General features: G+C 62.1%; 17 protein-coding genes. 6 read left to right on the plus strand and 11 right to left on the minus strand.

Annotated elements, in window-relative coordinates; all coding sequences use genetic code 11:
• The first annotated feature begins 121 nt into the window (after positions 1-121).
• The 3 genes from OIU37_RS30200 to OIU37_RS30210 all read left to right on the plus strand — a co-directional run bounded on the left by OIU37_RS30200 (position 122) and on the right by OIU37_RS30210 (position 2,812).
• Positions 122-607, plus strand: coding sequence for a DUF1036 domain-containing protein (locus OIU37_RS30200; protein WP_020051593.1), 486 nt, complete (start codon positions 122-124; stop codon positions 605-607).
• Positions 607-2,046, plus strand: a complete 1,440-nt coding sequence (pyk, locus tag OIU37_RS30205) for a pyruvate kinase (protein ID WP_171605544.1) — start codon at positions 607-609, stop codon at positions 2,044-2,046. The genes OIU37_RS30200 and pyk overlap by 1 nt, the downstream gene beginning before the upstream one ends.
• A 130-nt stretch (positions 2,047-2,176) precedes the next feature.
• Positions 2,177-2,812: a LysE family translocator gene (locus tag OIU37_RS30210; protein WP_180696306.1), complete on the plus strand. Its 636-nt coding sequence runs from the start codon at positions 2,177-2,179 to the stop codon at positions 2,810-2,812.
• Positions 2,813-2,814: 2 nt separating this feature from the next.
• Here the strand turns inward: OIU37_RS30210 and OIU37_RS30215 are convergent, their stop codons facing one another.
• The gene (locus OIU37_RS30215) at positions 2,815-3,372 is read right to left on the minus strand and encodes a DUF4865 family protein (RefSeq protein ID WP_180696307.1); all 558 of its coding nucleotides are present in this window, start codon (positions 3,370-3,372) and stop codon (positions 2,815-2,817) included.
• Between the two features lie 31 nt (positions 3,373-3,403).
• Positions 3,404-3,823: a tautomerase family protein gene (locus tag OIU37_RS30220; RefSeq protein ID WP_180696308.1), complete on the minus strand. Its 420-nt coding sequence runs from the start codon at positions 3,821-3,823 to the stop codon at positions 3,404-3,406.
• 117 nt (positions 3,824-3,940) lie between these two features.
• Here OIU37_RS30220 and OIU37_RS30225 point away from each other — a divergent pair, with 117 nt between their 5' ends.
• Both OIU37_RS30225 and OIU37_RS30230 read left to right on the plus strand, forming a co-directional pair.
• Positions 3,941-4,837: a LysR substrate-binding domain-containing protein gene (locus tag OIU37_RS30225; protein ID WP_171605547.1), complete on the plus strand. Its 897-nt coding sequence runs from the start codon at positions 3,941-3,943 to the stop codon at positions 4,835-4,837.
• Between the two features lie 229 nt (positions 4,838-5,066).
• Positions 5,067-5,873 (plus strand): phytanoyl-CoA dioxygenase family protein, encoded by an 807-nt coding sequence (locus OIU37_RS30230; RefSeq protein ID WP_180696309.1) that lies wholly within the window; start codon positions 5,067-5,069, stop codon positions 5,871-5,873.
• A 141-nt stretch (positions 5,874-6,014) separates the two neighbouring features.
• On the opposite strand, the gene OIU37_RS30235 is transcribed toward OIU37_RS30230, so the two are convergent.
• Positions 6,015-6,959, minus strand: a complete 945-nt coding sequence (locus OIU37_RS30235; protein ID WP_168308533.1) for a GlxA family transcriptional regulator — start codon at positions 6,957-6,959, stop codon at positions 6,015-6,017.
• Positions 6,960-7,086: 127 nt separating this feature from the next.
• On the opposite strand from OIU37_RS30235, the gene OIU37_RS30240 reads away from it, so the two are divergent.
• Positions 7,087-7,884, plus strand: coding sequence for an SDR family oxidoreductase (locus OIU37_RS30240; RefSeq protein WP_180696310.1), 798 nt, complete (start codon positions 7,087-7,089; stop codon positions 7,882-7,884).
• A gap of 57 nt (positions 7,885-7,941) precedes the next feature.
• Here OIU37_RS30240 and OIU37_RS30245 read toward each other — a convergent pair whose 3' ends face one another.
• The 8 genes from OIU37_RS30245 to OIU37_RS30280 all read right to left on the minus strand — a co-directional run bounded on the left by OIU37_RS30245 (position 7,942) and on the right by OIU37_RS30280 (position 15,068).
• Positions 7,942-8,916 carry a threonine/serine dehydratase gene (locus tag OIU37_RS30245; RefSeq protein WP_180696311.1) on the minus strand — a complete coding sequence of 325 codons (975 nt, stop codon included), beginning with the start codon at positions 8,914-8,916 and terminating at the stop codon, positions 7,942-7,944.
• A gap of 156 nt (positions 8,917-9,072) precedes the next feature.
• Positions 9,073-10,809, minus strand: coding sequence for a gamma-glutamyltransferase (ggt, locus tag OIU37_RS30250; protein ID WP_264259616.1), 1,737 nt, complete (start codon positions 10,807-10,809; stop codon positions 9,073-9,075).
• A 239-nt stretch (positions 10,810-11,048) separates the two neighbouring features.
• The gene (locus OIU37_RS30255) at positions 11,049-12,125 is read right to left on the minus strand and encodes an alpha/beta fold hydrolase (RefSeq protein WP_180696313.1); all 1,077 of its coding nucleotides are present in this window, start codon (positions 12,123-12,125) and stop codon (positions 11,049-11,051) included.
• Positions 12,126-12,241: 116 nt separating this feature from the next.
• Entirely contained in the window at positions 12,242-12,877 is a 636-nt protein-coding gene (locus OIU37_RS30260; protein ID WP_180696314.1) for a hypothetical protein, read from the minus strand.
• Positions 12,878-12,989: 112 nt separating this feature from the next.
• Positions 12,990-13,115, minus strand: coding sequence for a type B 50S ribosomal protein L36 (ykgO, locus tag OIU37_RS30265; RefSeq protein ID WP_003566454.1), 126 nt, complete (start codon positions 13,113-13,115; stop codon positions 12,990-12,992).
• 163 nt (positions 13,116-13,278) lie between these two features.
• Positions 13,279-14,355 (minus strand): 5-(carboxyamino)imidazole ribonucleotide synthase, encoded by a 1,077-nt coding sequence (locus OIU37_RS30270; protein WP_180696315.1) that lies wholly within the window; start codon positions 14,353-14,355, stop codon positions 13,279-13,281.
• Positions 14,352-14,846, minus strand: a complete 495-nt coding sequence (purE, locus tag OIU37_RS30275; RefSeq protein WP_011653459.1) for a 5-(carboxyamino)imidazole ribonucleotide mutase — start codon at positions 14,844-14,846, stop codon at positions 14,352-14,354. The genes OIU37_RS30270 and purE overlap by 4 nt, the downstream gene beginning before the upstream one ends.
• Before the next feature lie 18 nt (positions 14,847-14,864).
• Positions 14,865-15,068 carry a YdcH family protein gene (locus OIU37_RS30280; protein WP_171605555.1) on the minus strand — a complete coding sequence of 68 codons (204 nt, stop codon included), beginning with the start codon at positions 15,066-15,068 and terminating at the stop codon, positions 14,865-14,867.
• Between the last annotated feature and the right edge of the window lie 127 nt (positions 15,069-15,195).

Consider the following 15,195-nt stretch of genomic DNA (forward strand, 5'->3'; position numbering starts at 1 on the left):
AGAGGTTGAGCCGGACCCTCGACAGGTGGATTATGAAAGGAAATATAATCGATTAGCATTGCGTTGACTTTCGCTTGACGGCGGCGCAAGAAGACACGGATACGAATAACCGTGGAGCTATTTGGGAGCCGTGTTGATCCAAGCCGCGCCAAGTTTCCTCACGCGGTCCGGACCCCTGGTCCGTCTCGCTTTGTTCGCTCTTGCAGCCGCCATGCCGTTTTTCATCGCAGATGCCGCACGCGCCGATTTTCGCGTCTGCAACGGAACACAGAATCTCGTCGGCGTCGCGATCGGATACCGGGCCAAGGATGGCTGGGTGACGGAGGGCTGGTGGCAGGTGCCGGCAACGACCTGCGCCACGTTGATCGAGGGAGAATTGCAGTCGCGTTATTATTATCTCTACGCAGAGGACGCCGCCCGGGGAGGACGATGGACGGGTGACGTGCAGATGTGCGTGGCGGAAAACGAATTCAAGATCGCGGGTGTGCAGGATTGTTATGCCCGCGGTTACCAGAAGATGGGATTCAAGGAATATGATACGGGCCGCCAGGGTAGCTGGATGGTTCAGCTCTCCGACACCCCAGGGACGCAAGAAAGCCAGAATTGATGAAGCGTAATCGCAAAGTTAAAATCCTCGCCACCCTCGGGCCAGCCTCCTCCGAGGAATCGATGATCGAGAAGCTGCACCAGGCCGGTGCCGATGTCTTCCGCATCAATATGAGCCATGCGAGCCACGACCTGATGCGTACGCTTATTCAGCGCATTCGCTCGGTCGAGGCCCGCTCCGGCCGGCCGATCGGCATTCTCGCCGACCTGCAGGGACCGAAACTGCGTGTCGGCAAGTTCGTCGACAGCAAGGTAGATCTGAAACCCGGCCAGACCTTCACGCTTGACAACAACGAAGCGCTCGGCGATCAGAACCGCGTCTATCTGCCGCACCCCGAGATCCTGGAGTCGGTGCAGCCCGGCCACCGTCTGCTGATCGATGACGGCAAGCTCGCCCTGCGCGCAGAAAAATGCGACGGCAAGAGCATCGTCACCACCGTTATTTCGGGCACGCGCATCTCCGACCGCAAGGGCGTCAGCCTTCCCGACACGCTGCTCGGCGTCGGCGCGCTGACGGACAAGGACCGCGCCGATCTTGACGCCGTGCTTGCCACCGACGATGTCGACTGGGTGGCGCTTTCCTTCGTCCAGCGTCCCGACGACCTTGCCGAAGTGCGCAAGATCGCCCGCGGCCGCGTCGGCCTGATGTCGAAGATCGAAAAGCCGCAGGCTCTCGAGCGCATCGAGGAAATCATCGAGCTTTCCGACGCATTGATGGTCGCCCGCGGCGATCTCGGCGTCGAAATGCCGCTCGAATCGGTTCCCGGCATCCAGAAGCAGCTGATCCGCGCCTGCCGCCGTTCGGGCAAGCCGGTGGTCGTTGCCACCCAGATGCTGGAATCGATGATCTCAGCGCCGGTGCCGACACGTGCCGAAGTTTCCGACGTCGCGACCGCCGTCTTCGAAGGCGCGGATGCCGTCATGCTCTCGGCCGAATCTGCCTCGGGCGACTATCCCGTCGAAGCCGTCTCGACGATGGCGTCGATTGCCACCGCCATCGAGCGCGAGCCGCATTACCCCGGCATCATCTATGCCCAGCGTGCCCAGCCGGAAGCGACCGGCGCCGATGCGATCTCGCTTGCCGCCCGCCAGATCGCCGAAACGCTGAAGCTGTCGGCGATCGTCTGTTACACCTCGTCGGGCACGACAGGCCTTCGTGCCTCGCGCGAGCGTCCGCAGGTGCCGATCCTGGCGCTGTCGCCGATCATCAAGACGGCGCGCCGTCTTGCCGTCGTCTGGGGCCTGCATTGCGTCGTCACCCATGACGCGACCGACCTCGACGACATGGTCAACCGCGCCTGCCGCATCGTCGCGGACGAAGGCTTCGGCAAGCCGGGCGATCGCATCATCATCTCGGCCGGTGTGCCGCTCGGCACGCCCGGCGCCACCAACATGATCCGCATTGCCTATATCGGCTCCGACGGCCAGAGCGGCGTCTGATCCAATTGCATCCCTTCGAAAGCCCGCTGCCTGAGGAGAGGCGGTGGGCTTTTTCGTTGACGGATCGGCATTGCCAAGCTTGGCGGCGCGTGCAAGTTTCGGTCCCTAGGGCAGGGTTCGGAGGAGCATCATGGATATCGTCACGCTTCTGGCTTTTGCGGCCGTTTCCTTCGTTGGCATCGCGACGCCGGGGCCAACGGTGCTGCTGGCGCTGACCAACGGCTCTCGGCACGGTCTGCGCCGGGCCGTTGCCGGCATGATCGGCGCGGTGCTGTCCGATTTCGTGCTGATCGGCGCCGTCGCGATCGGGCTTGGTGCGCTGCTGGCGGCATCGGAATTCTGGTTCTCGATGCTGAAATGGGCAGGCGCCGCCTATCTCGCTTTTCTCGGCATCATGCTGCTGCGTTCGAAGGGCACGATCGATGCGGCGTTGAAGTCCGGAGCGCCTGCGAGTGCGACATCGCCCTTCTCGATCGGACTGAAGAGTTTTATGGTCGCGGCGACCAATCCGAAGGGCTACCTGTTCTTCTCGGCCTTCCTGCCCCAATTCATCGATCCGACCATGCCGCAGGCGATGCAATATATGCTGCTCGCCCTTGTCTTTGCCGCGCTCGATTTCCTCATCATGTTCGGCTACGCCTTCTTCGGCTCGCAGGCGGTGCGTTTCCTGAAAACCTCGGGCGCCATGTGGCTGGAGCGGGCCTGCGGTGGCGCGCTGCTGGCGCTTGCCGGCTCGCTCGCATTCTATCGCCGGGCGACCGTCTGAGTTCAGGGTCGAGCCAGGGATAGATGACCGACGCGATAGGCTTGCGTTTGTTCACCGATCTCGGAAATCTCCCGCCAGAGCCTGAAGCGCACCCGCGTCCAGGTCGTCGGTTCGAAGCCGGAGACGGAGGCGAGTGCGGCGCCTGTCGCAACGGCGGCTGTGGCCTCTGCGCTTTCGGTACGGCGGATATCGGCAAGCGGCGCGTAACGCTCCGTTTGCAGAATATGGCGTGTGGCGAACCGGGCTGAGGCGATATCAGGCGAGATTTCTGCCTGCCAGACGATCCACGTTCTCACCTGTGGCCAGCCGAAGGCGCTGGTGAGAGCCTCGAAACCTGGGCTGCACAGAAAGTCGCTTGCTCCTTCCGGCCTCCGCCAGAGATAGAAGGGCGCATAGAGATTGTCGTGGCTGCCGAACTCCCCCTTGCGGGCGCTGAGATAGGCCTTGAAGCCGAGATTGGGAAAGCCGTCGAGCATCGGCCCCTTGTCGCGGATGCGGCGATCGATGATCGACATGTCGTAATCGGCGGGCAGGGTGAAGCCGTACTGCATGGTGATCATGACTGTCCCTCCACCGGCTGCAGCCGTTTCCTCATTGCCTACCTCCAGCCACACGAAGCCGCCAGTCTGGGTCGGTCATCTGGGCAATGCCGTCGCCGAAGGACCAGTCTTCCGGTGCGCTGGTGCTGATGACGATCATCACATCCTCAGGCCGGAGGCCCGGCGATTGCGCCAGGAGATCGGCGAGCCGCCGATAGAGCGCAGCCTTCATCTCGCCGGTGCGAGGCCTGCCGATCGTGATCGAGATATAGACGAAATCGTCGGAGCGCGGGCCGGCGAGATAGCTGCGGTCGAAGATCAATTCGTTCTCGTCATGCTGGTGGATGGTCTGGAAGCGGTCGCTTTCGGGCACGTCGAAGGTCTCGACCAGGGCGCGCTGAATGTTGTCGGCCAGTGCCATGAGGTAGTCCGGCGACTTGCCTTTGCGAAGGGAAATGCGAACGAAGGGCATCGGAATCTCCATGGTTCGGGCCGTCGGTCGGCCTTGACAGCAGAACCATCGCACGGCACGATGATGCTGAAAATCAGAATTTTATGGATTAATGATCCTTAAAAACGGGATTATGAAATGCGACGGACGAACTTCGATCTCGACGTGCTTCGAACCTTTTCGACCGGCATGGAGCTTGGCAACTTCGCCAAGGCGGCCGAGCGGCTCGGGCGTTCGACCTCGGCAGTGAGTGCGCAGCTGAAGAAGCTGGAGGAACAGGCCGGCACGCCGATCTTCCGCAAGGCAGGGCGCGGGCTGGCGCTGACCGATGCCGGCGAGACGATGCTCGGTTATGCCCGGCGGCTGCTGGAGCTTAACGACGAGGCGGCTGCGGCCGTCAACAGCGTCGAGCTGGAAGGCTGGGTGCGGCTCGGCCTGCAGGAGGATTTCGGCGAGACCTTGCTGCCGGAGGTGCTTGGCCGCTTCGCGCGTGCCCATCCGAAGGTCCGCATCGAGGCGCGGGTGGTGCGCAATGCCGAATTGCTCGAGCGTGTCACATCAGGCAAGCTCGATCTGGCGCTTGCCTGGAGCGACGGCACACTGACGGCGCATTGCGAGCGGATCGGCGAAGTGCCGATGCGCTGGATCGGACCTTCCGAGGGGCAGCCGGGCTGGCAAGCCGCAAGCGGCGAGCCGATGCCGCTCGCTTCGCTGGAGGCGCCGTGCCTGCTGCGCAGCGCGGCGACCAAGGCACTTGATGAGGCGGGCATTTCCTGGCGGCTCGCCTTCGTCAGTCCCAGTCTCGGCGGTCTCTGGGCCGCGGCGGCGGCGGGCCTCGGCCTCACCATCCGCACGCCGATCGGCCTGCCGGCGAAGGTCCGGCCGCTCGCGCCGGAGACAATCGGCTTGCCGGATTTGCCGAAGCTCGGTTTGGTTCTACATCGGGCGGAAGCCGAACCGCAACCGGCTGCGGCCCGCCTTGCCGAGCTCGTGCTTCAGTCGGTGCATGGCGCGTTGCGCGAGGTGTTGGCTTGACATCTCTGCATTGACCCCTCGGGCGCAAGCCTGTAGCCTCGAACCGCTATGAAGACGTTCACCCTCAATATCGCTTCGGTCTTCTTCTTGAGCCTCTAAGGCTCTGCCTTCGGGCATCAGAAGATGCGGCCGCTGACCAGCCGTCGTGGCTGGCGCGTTGCCGTGGATGTAACCACCCTGCATCTGGCCAAGGAAAGGGCCGGCAGGTTTGGCGATAGAGAGATATGTCATGACATCAAATGTTTACCCGCCGGCACTGAGTGCTGCGCAGATCGAGCGATTCATCGAGGATGGTTTCGTCAGGATCGACGATGCTTTTTCCCGCGAATTGGCCAAGGAAGCTCGTGCCATCATGTGGCGCGATATTCCCTTCGATGCGGATGATCCAAGGACGTGGACGCAGCCAGTGGTGCGGCTTGCCGGTTATGGCGGCGGACCTTTCGAGAAAGCCGTCAACACGCCGGTATTGCATTCGGCCTTCGATCAGCTCGTCGGCACCGGGCGCTGGGAGCCGCGCAGTGGGCTTGGCAGTTTCCCGGTCCGCTTTCCCCATCCCGATGATCCCGGCGATGCCGGTTGGCATGTCGATCTGAGCTTTCCCGGCAAGGGTTCCGATCCGGACGAGCAGCGGGATTTTTCTGCCTGGCGGGTGAACATCACCTCGCGCGGGCGGGCGCTCCTCATGCTCTTCCTGTTTTCGGATGTCGGAGAGGAGGATGCGCCGACCCGTATCCGCGTCGGTTCTCACAAGGATATTGCTCGTCTTCTAGCGCCGGCGGGGGAAGCGGGGATGGCGCATCTCTGGCTGGAGCATGTGGGAGAAGACCGTCCGCTGGCGTTAGCGACGGGCCTGGCGGGCACGGTCTATCTGTGCCATCCGTTCCTCATCCATGCAGCGCAGATGCATCGCGGCAAGGAGCCGCGTTTCATGGCGCAGCCCGGCCTTGCACCCGCCGAACCTCTTCGGCTTGAACGGAAGGACGGCGCCTATTCGCCGGTCGAGACCGCGATCCGCCGGGCGCTTCAGGAGCAGTAGTCGGGACATGATGCATCCGGCCGCCGACAGCGCCGCGCGTCGTTTCAGACGCGCTAAGGACGCTGTAGCGCTTTGAATTGCTGCATAATTTTATCCTTAAATCCAATCCGATTTAAGGAATTAGGCAGCAGGCCGGGTGCATCAGATCTGCTGTTCCTGCACGGCGGCACGTCGAATTGCCTGGGGCGGCTGGCCAAAGGCGCGAAGGAAGGCGCGGCGCATGCGCTCGCGATCGGCAAAGCCGGTTTCGCGGGCAACGATATCGATCGGGTGGCGGCCCTGCTCCATCATCAGACGGGCCGCTTCCAGCCGCAGATTCTCGACGGCCTTGGCCGGCGATTGTCCGGTTTCGGCGCGGAAAGCGCGGCTGAACTGGCGGGGGCTGAGATGAGCGGCTTCCGCCAACTCCTCGACTGAAAGCGCCGATTTCAGATTGCTGCGGGCGTGAGCGAGCGCCTTCTGGATGCGGTCCGATTTAGGCTCCAGTTCCAGCAGGGCGGAAAATTGTGACTGGCCACCAGCGCGGCGATGATAGACGACGAGCTTGCGGGAAACGGCGCGCGCTACCTCGAAACCATGATCCTTCTCGACCATCGCCAAAGCCAGATCGAGGCCGGCCGTCATGCCGGCCGAGGTCCAGATGGAACCATCGATAATGAAGATCCGGTCCTCTTCCATCTTTATCTTGGGATAGCGGCTTTGCAGTTCGCGGGAGACATACCAGTGCGTCGTCGCGCGGCGGCCATCGAGGATGCCGGCTTCAGCGAGAAAGAAGGCACCGGTGCAGATCGAGGCCAGACGACGCGCGGCCGGCAGGGCTGCGCGGATGAAGTCGGCTTCTGCGGCATTCGGCAGCCTGATACCGGGCGCTCCTGCCACGATCAGCGTGTCGAGCTCGGGGTCGCCAAAGGCTTCCGTCTCCATCATCATGCCAAGCGAGTTGGCAATCGGCCCGCCATTTTCGGAGAGGTAGCGGATCTCGTAAACCTTTTCCTCAAGCTCGAGATTGGCGAACTCGAAGGCGGAGACGGCCGCCAGGCTCATGATCTGGAAGCCGGGATAGAGCAGAAAGCCGATTTGCTGCACGATCATCACCTTCGAAAAAGAGGATGTCCTGAAAAGTGGTATATATGACATTCAGGACGCACGCAATCGAGCGTAAGACTCTCCTCAAGCGCAAGGCATCGGGCCGGCGCATGCGAGGAGATAGATCATGATACAGGAACATATGGGCACGGCGCTTGTCACCGGCGCATCCTCGGGCATCGGAGCAGTCTATGCGCACAGGCTGGCAAAGCAGGGTTATGACCTGATCATCGTTGCCCGCAACGGTGAGCGGCTGAAGGCCTTGGCAAGCGGACTGACTGAGGAGACGGGCAGGACGGTCGAGACCGTTGTGGCTGACCTCGGCAACACGGCCGACCTCGCCCGTGTCGAAGGCGTGCTGAAGCAAGACCGGAGCATCACGCTTCTGGTCAACAATGCCGGCGTTGGCGGAACGGCGCCGCTGCTCGCCACCGATGTCGACAAGATGCAGAAGATGATCGAACTCAACGTGACGGCGCTGATGCGACTGACCTATGCCGCCGTTCCCGGTTTCGTTGCCCGCGGCGGTGGCACGATCATTAACATTGCTTCCATCGTCGCGATCGCGCCAGAGCGCCTGAACGGCGTCTATGGCGCCACGAAAGCCTTCGTGCTCGCCTTCAGCCAGTCGCTGAAGCATGAACTGACGGAGAAGAACATCCGTATACAGGCCGTGCTACCGGGCGCCACAGCGACGGAATTCTGGGGCATTGCCGGCACGCCGATAGAGCATCTGCCGAACGAGATCGTAATGTCGGCCGAAGACATGGTCGATGCCTCGCTCGCCGGCCTTAAGCAGGGTGAGTTCGCAACGATTCCGGCGCTTGAGGATGCAGGCTTGCTTTCTGCTTACGAGCAGGCGCGCCAGGCATTGATTCCGAACCTGTCTCGCAGTGTGCCGGCCAAGCGTTACAAGCTGGCATAATGGTTTGCTGACAAAAACCATCCGCGGCATATGCTGCGGATGGTTGGGGCACTTACCTCAACCGAAGCGTTCCAAGGCGGTGGAGAAAGTATCGGCATCGACGTTGCCGCCCGATGTGACGGCGACGATCGTGTCGCTTTCCAGGGCGTCGCCATGGAAGAGGGCGGCAGCAAGCGCAACGGCGCCGCCGGGCTCGACGACGATCTTTAGCCGTGTGAAGGCGAGTGCCATGGCGCGCAGCGCCTCCTCGTCGGTGACGACGATGCCGGCGCCGGCGAGGCGTTTGAGGATCGGGAAAGTGATGTTGCCGGGCTGCGGCGTGACGATCGCATCGCAGATCGAGCCTGATACCGCCGCGTTGCGTTCGATCTTGCCGGAGGCGAGCGAGCGGGTGGTGTCGTCGAAATCCTTGGGCTCGCAAGGGCGGACGCGAAAGCCGGGGGCGCTGGCTTCAAGGGCGAGCGCAATGCCGGAGGTCAATCCGCCGCCGCCGCAGGGAACGAGGACTTCGGCTGATGTCACGCCTTCCTCTTCGGCTTGTTCGGAGATTTCAAGACCGGTCGTGCCCTGACCGGCGATGACCAGCGGTTCGTCGAAGGGCTTGATCAGTGTCAGGCCGCGTTCGGCCGAAAGCCTCGCGCCGATCTCGTCGCGATCCTCGTTGACGCGGTCGTAAAGCACCACCTCGGCGCCGAAGGCGCGGGTATTGTCGATCTTCAGCTTCGGCGCATCGCTCGGCATGATGATCACGGAGGGGATATTGTGCAGCTTGGCCGCAAGCGCAACGCCCTGGGCGTGGTTCCCCGAGGAGAAAGCGATGACGCCCTTCGAGCGCACCGCCGGATCGAGGCCGGAGACCGCCGACCAGCCGCCGCGAAACTTGAACGAGCCGGAATGCTGCAGGCATTCCGCCTTCACGAAGAGACGCCGGCCGGCAATCTCATTGAGGAAGGGGGAGGAGAGAAGCGGCGTGCGCCTGATATGACCGCGCAGACGGGCGCGGGCTGCGACAATCATTTCAATGCTGGCCATTCGGGAATCTTTCTGCTTGCGGGTTCGCCCATGCATAGGGCGAGGCAAGGTAATTGTGAACGGCGACTTTGTCACGGTGACATGAATGGTGCCACCGCTGCGTCTTGAACCGCGTCGCGCTTCCGCCGACAGTTTGATCAGGCCATCCCCGAAGCGTCAGTAACCGCTTGCCGACCCTTCCACTGCGCGGCTATCCATGGCGCCGTTGTAGCGGGCGCCGCCACCCTTTTCGATGGCGGCAAGGCTTTTGCCGCCGACGAGGATGCCGGCGGCCTGGCCCCATTGCGGCGCGTCATTGCCGCCATCGAAGCTGTAGCCCATGGCGGCAAGCGTCTTTTCGGTATCGGGCGAAAGCGCATAGGGTTCGAGAAAGACTTTGTCGGGCTGCCATTGGTGGTGGAGGCGCGGGGCATTGACCGCCTGGCTGATATCCATGCCGAAATCGACGACATTGAGGATCGCTTCCAGTGTGATGGTGATGATGCGCGAGCCGCCGGGGCTGCCGATCACCATAAAGGGTTTGCCGTCCCGGGTGACGATTGTCGGGCTCATCGAGGAGAGCGGCGTCTTCTTCGGGGCGATGGCATTGGCCTCGCCCTGCACCAGTCCGTAGAGGTTCGGCACGCCGGGCTTGGAAGTGAAATCGTCCATTTCGTTGTTCAGCAGCACACCGGTGCCGGGCGCTACGACGCCGGCACCGAAGGAGCCATTCAGCGTATAGGTGACGGCGACCGCATTGCCCTCGTCGTCGATGATCGAATAATGCGTCGTCTCGTTGCTTTCCTTGCCGCCGAGCGGTTTCAGGTTCGCCGAAGTGCCGGCCTTGTAGGGATCGATCTTGGCGGCAATTTCCAGAGCATATTTCTTGTCGAGCAGCTTTGTGACCGGGTTCTCGACGAAGTCGGGATCGCCGAGTGCTGCATTGCGGTCGACATAGGCATAACGCATCGCCTCGACCATGATGTGCACGGTTTCGGCCGAGTTATAACCGAGATACGAGAGCGGATAGCCTTCGAGAACATTGAGGATCTCGCAGATGATGACGCCGCCGGAGGAGGGCGGCGGCGAGGAGATGATGTCGTAGCCGCGATAATTGCACTCGATCGGCTTCAATTCGCGCACGGCATATTGCTCGAAATCCTCTTTGGCGAGGATGCCGCCCTTGGCCTGGCTCGCCTTGACGATCGCCTCAGCGGGCGCGGCCCTGTAGAAGGCGTCGGGGCCTTTTTCGGAGATGCCTGCCAGGACCGAAGCAAGGTCCGGCTGCTGGAGTTTTTCTCCCGATGCATAGGGTTTGCCGTCCGGTTTCAGGAATATCTTTGCCGCCGCCTCATCCTTGGCGAGGCGCTTGGCGCTGCCGGCAAAGCTTGCGGCGTCGCCCTGTTCCAGCGTGAAACCCTCTTTGGCGAAGCGAAGTGCCGGCGCGATCAGATCCTGGCGCAATTTGGTGCCGTATTTCTCGCGCGCGGTCTCCAAGCCCATGACAGAACCCGGCACGCCGACGGCGAGATAACCGTCGAGGCTGGCGCGGGGCACGATATCGCCCTTGGCGTCGAGATACATGGCCTTGGTTGCGGCAAGCGGCGCGCGTTCGCGAAAATCGAGGAAGGTCTTGGTGCCGTCCTTCAGGCGGATGGTCATGAAGCCGCCACCGCCGAGATTACCGGCCGAGGGATAGACCACCGCCAGCGCATAACCAACGGCGACCGCCGCATCGACGGCGTTGCCGCCGCCTTTCAGGACCTCGACGCCGACATCGGTCGCCAGATGCTGGGCGGTGACGACCATGCCGTGCTCGGCTTCGACTGGCGCCGGCGAAGCGGCGAAGGCTGGAGTCAAGCTCAGCGAAAGTGCTGTGAAGACGGAGATCGTCCCGATATGCAGGCGGCCCATGATTTCCCCTCCTATGGACAATGATGGAAAAACATATGGGACTGCCTGGGCCCGAGGCAATGCAAGGGGTTGGCTTTAAATCATGTCGCGCAAAACTGTGCAGCGGCTTGCGACGACGACATGCGTAAAAACAAAAACTAAAGCGTCAGGAGTTCGGCGAGTTTCCGGTTGGTGTCGTCGTCAGAGCCGCGGTCGAAGGACATGCGGCCCTTGGCTGGATAGCGATACAATTCAACGTGCTACAGCGTGTTTTGCGCGTCTGAAAAGACACGCGGCGCAGCAGGCGCCAACGACGGCGCGGTTGCGACCGTCCGATCGCGTGAGGCGGCGGCAAGCCTCTCTTCGGCGTTGCGGGCGATTGCCTGCAGGTCGCGCGGCTTGCCTGATATCTTCTCCATGGCGGCGATGGCGACATCGGTTGCGAGGTAATCCGGCTTGTGGCCGACGCCCCTGACGGTAATGAGCTCGGAACCTGATATATCGCGGGCAAGGCCGCGCGAATGCAGGTGTTCCCAGACGATCTCGTCGCGGTCGCCTGTTATGATGACGGTCGGCGCGGTGATCTGCGAATAGAGCAGCGACTGCTCCTTCACATAGGCGAGCAGCCTTTTGAAGTCGGCTGCGTTGTTGTGGAAGGCGCTGGGGCGCAGCACCAGCGACGGACCGGTTTTTTCGATGTAGTCGGCCGGGCGAGGATTGGGACGGAAGACATTCAGCGTGCCGCGCTCCAGCCGGCTCAGCCCGAGCGGCACGACGATCGCATGGTTGAAGAGCCAGCCGACGATCGGCACTGTCGCCACGTGATAGTACCAGTCGATGCCGCCCGGCCAAGGATGGGTGGCGGGCGCGAGGAAGAGCAGGCCGGCGGTCTTGTCAGGATGGCGCAGGCCGAAGGCGGCGGTGATCGCGCCGCCGAAGGAATGGCCGACGATGATCGCCTTCTCGATGCCACGCTTCTCCATCAGCCTGGCGATCGCATCTGCCTGGCCGGAGGGGACGGCGTTCTCAGGGCCGCCGCGTTCGGAATAGCCATGACCGGGACGATCGACAAACAGCATTTCCGCTCGGCCTTCGAGTGCGGCGCGGAAGGCAACGACCTGGTCGAGCAGATTGCCGCTGGCACCGTGAATGAAGACCAGCGCCGGCAGATCCGCATTTTCGGGAGGTTCGATGTGGACGGCATTCATGCGGTAGCCGCCGACATCCGTCAGTTCGCCGATATTCGGATAGGCCTGTTCGAATTGCCGCGCCTTATAGGATGAGTAACCGATGGCGGCGGCGAGCGGGACGAGAAGAGCGGAAACTTCTGCAAGCATGATCTTAACGAGCGATAATTGCGGGATCACTTGCGGGCGGACAGACCGCTACATCGTTTCCCTCCATATTCCAAAATTGCGCGGCGCGATCCGACATCAAGGTTACCGGTCGAGAATCAGGTGCGGTTGCCGGCAAGTTTTTCCGCAAGCGTGTTGGCCTGTTCCTGCGCGGTGCGTTCGGCGGGATAGATATCGAGAAAACGCTCCCACGCCTTCAAGGTCAGCTGATCGTTGCCGGAATTGCTGAGGATCGCCGCCATGCCGGAGAGCGCGCCGAAATGGCGCGGCTCGAGATCGAGCACACGTTCGATGTCGGACATCGACTTGCGATAATTTCCCATGACGAAATTCAGCGTGGCGCGGCGGTTCCAGCTTTCGGCATAATCGGGCTTCAGCGCGATTGCCTCGTCGAGGAAATCGAGGGCCGCGGGGTTGCGCTTTTCCTCGATCGCCTTGTCGGCCCACTGCATCAGCAGATTGATGGTGGCGCTGCCGGAATCGTTCCATTCCATGCGGATTTCATTGGCGATGCCGCTGGCCTTTTCGGGATCGCGTTCGCGCTTCAGCTGGCTGAAGAGCTGGTCGATGTGCTGCTTCGGCGAAGAGTTGGCATCCGCCTGCTCGACGATGACGTCCTTTTTCGCGGCGGCAACGGGCTCTTCCGCGGCGGCGGCCGGAAAGGAGGAGGTGAGAAAAATGAGGGCGAGCGGCAGCGCCGCGAATGTCAAAGCAAAAAAGCGCATGGCGGACATATTAGCCCGCCAGCGCTGAAGATCAAACAAATTTGACGTGATCACCGCAGCGACCCACCGGATATATCCGCCGGCGCAAGCGCACGCGGCAGGGCGATCCGGACGCGCGAAATCAGCCCTGACGAGCCTTGAAGCGCGGGTTCAGCTTGTTGATGATGTAGATGCGGCCCTTGCGGCGAACCAGACGGTTGTCACGGTGACGAGCCTTGAGCGACTTGAGCGAATTCTTGATCTTCATTTTTCTGATCCGCGATCTCTATGGGGGAATTCACATTCGCCCGTATCTTTAACAATCAAAAGCGCGCCATCGGGCGCGCTGTTTAGGTGGGGAGCAGATACCTCTTCACCTTTTCCGTGTCAACCACATGAAGGTGTTTTTCCCAAGGCGTCGCGGTGTTTTCTCAGGCTAAAACCGGCGATTTCGGCGTCAAGGTGGTGACATGGCCCATCTTGCGGCCGGGGCGCCACTCGGTCTTGCCATAGAGATGAACCAGCGTATCGGGGCGCCGCAGCCAGTCGGGAACGGCAAGGATATCGTCGCCGATCAGGTTCTGCATGACGCAGTCGGAATGGCGCTCGGCATTGCCGAGCGGCAGGCCGGCAACGGCGCGGATATGCTGCTCGAACTGGCTGACGACGCAGGCGGCTTCCGTCCAGTGACCGGAGTTGTGGACACGCGGCGCCATCTCGTTGGCAATCAGACCGCCATCGGCAAGCACGAAGAATTCGATGCCGATGACGCCGACATAGTTCAATGCGGCAAGGATTTTCTCGGCCGATTGCCGCGCGGCGTCCGCCGCCGGCGCGGAGATCGCGGCGGGAACCGTCGAGGTGTGGAGGATACCGCTGCGGTGGACATTCTCGGCGGGATCGAAGCAGACGACCGTACCGTCGGTAGCGCGGGCAGCGATGATCGAGACCTCTCGCTCGAAGGCGACGAAGCTTTCGAGGATGAGCGGCACGCCGCCAAGTGCCGCATAGGCGCCATCCGGGCTGTCTGCGGCCGAGCGGAAAACCTTCTGGCCCTTGCCATCATAACCGAGACGGCGGGTCTTCAGCACGCCCTGGCCGCCGAAATCCTTCAGTACCGCCTCGAGATCGGCCTGGCTGTCGATCGCATGGAAGCGGGCAGTGGTTATGCCACAGCCGTTGAGAAAGCGTTTTTCGACGAGACGGTCCTGGGCGGCTTCCAGCGCCTTCGGCGGCGGATAGACGGGCACGCGCGCCGACAGCGTTTCGGCGGCTGCAACGGGCACGTTCTCGAATTCGTAGGTGACGACGTCAGAAATATCGGCGAGTTCGGCCAGTGCCGCCGGATCGTCATAGGCGGCGGTAATCTGCCGGTTGGCGAGCTGGGCGGCCGGGCAGTCTGCCTGCGGCTCGAGGATGACCGTGCGAAAATTCAACTTGGCGGCGGCAATGGCCAGCATGCGGCCGAGCTGGCCGCCGCCGATAATGCCGATCGTTCTTGCCGTCATAGATCGTCCATCGGGTATTCGGCGACGGCAGCACTCTGGCGCTCGCGCCATTCGTCGAGCCGGTCGGCAATTTCTTCGTCGGAAAGGGCAAGCACCGCGGCGGCGAGAAGGGCGGCGTTGACCGCGCCGGCCTTGCCGATGGCGAGCGTACCGACAGGAATACCGGCCGGCATCTGCACGATGGAAAGGAGGCTGTCCTGGCCGGACAGGGCTTTCGACTGGACCGGCACGCCGAAGACCGGCAGCGGCGTCATCGCGGCGGTCATACCCGGCAGATGGGCGGCGCCGCCGGCGCCGGCGATGATGACCTTGAAGCCCTCCGCGCGTGCGCCCTTGGCGAAATTGACCAGCCGGTCGACTGTGCGGTGCGCTGAAATGATGCGCGCGTCATAGGGAATTTCCAGCGCCTCCAGCGTGTCGGCGGCGTTTTTCATGGTCTCCCAGTCGGACTGGCTGCCCATGATGATGGCGACGGGTGGTCTGTCTGTCATCGTTGCTGCTATTCCCTCTCAGGCGATGATGTCAGGGATGATCTGATCTTCCAGCTTGGAGAGCTTGTCCTTGATAACGAGCTTCTTCTTTTTCATGCGCTGGATCCGCAGAGCATCGCATCCGGTCTGGATCATGGCGTTGATCGCGGCGTCGAAATCCTCGTGCTCCTGGCGCAGACGCGCCACCGTGAGCCTGATTTCCGCCTGTTCCTGATCGGCCATATGCATTCCCCGTTATCGTCCCTGGACCTTGTCCGATCTGGCGATGATTTCCGCAAGCTCCTATCACCAAATACAGGTAACGGCTAGTTAGTCTTGATCATGAAATTGCCATCCAGTCTTCATCTTT

It is taken from the genome of Rhizobium sp. BT-226 (assembly GCF_025847085.2).
In the GTDB taxonomy this organism is placed as follows: domain Bacteria; phylum Pseudomonadota; class Alphaproteobacteria; order Rhizobiales; family Rhizobiaceae; genus Rhizobium; species Rhizobium sophorae.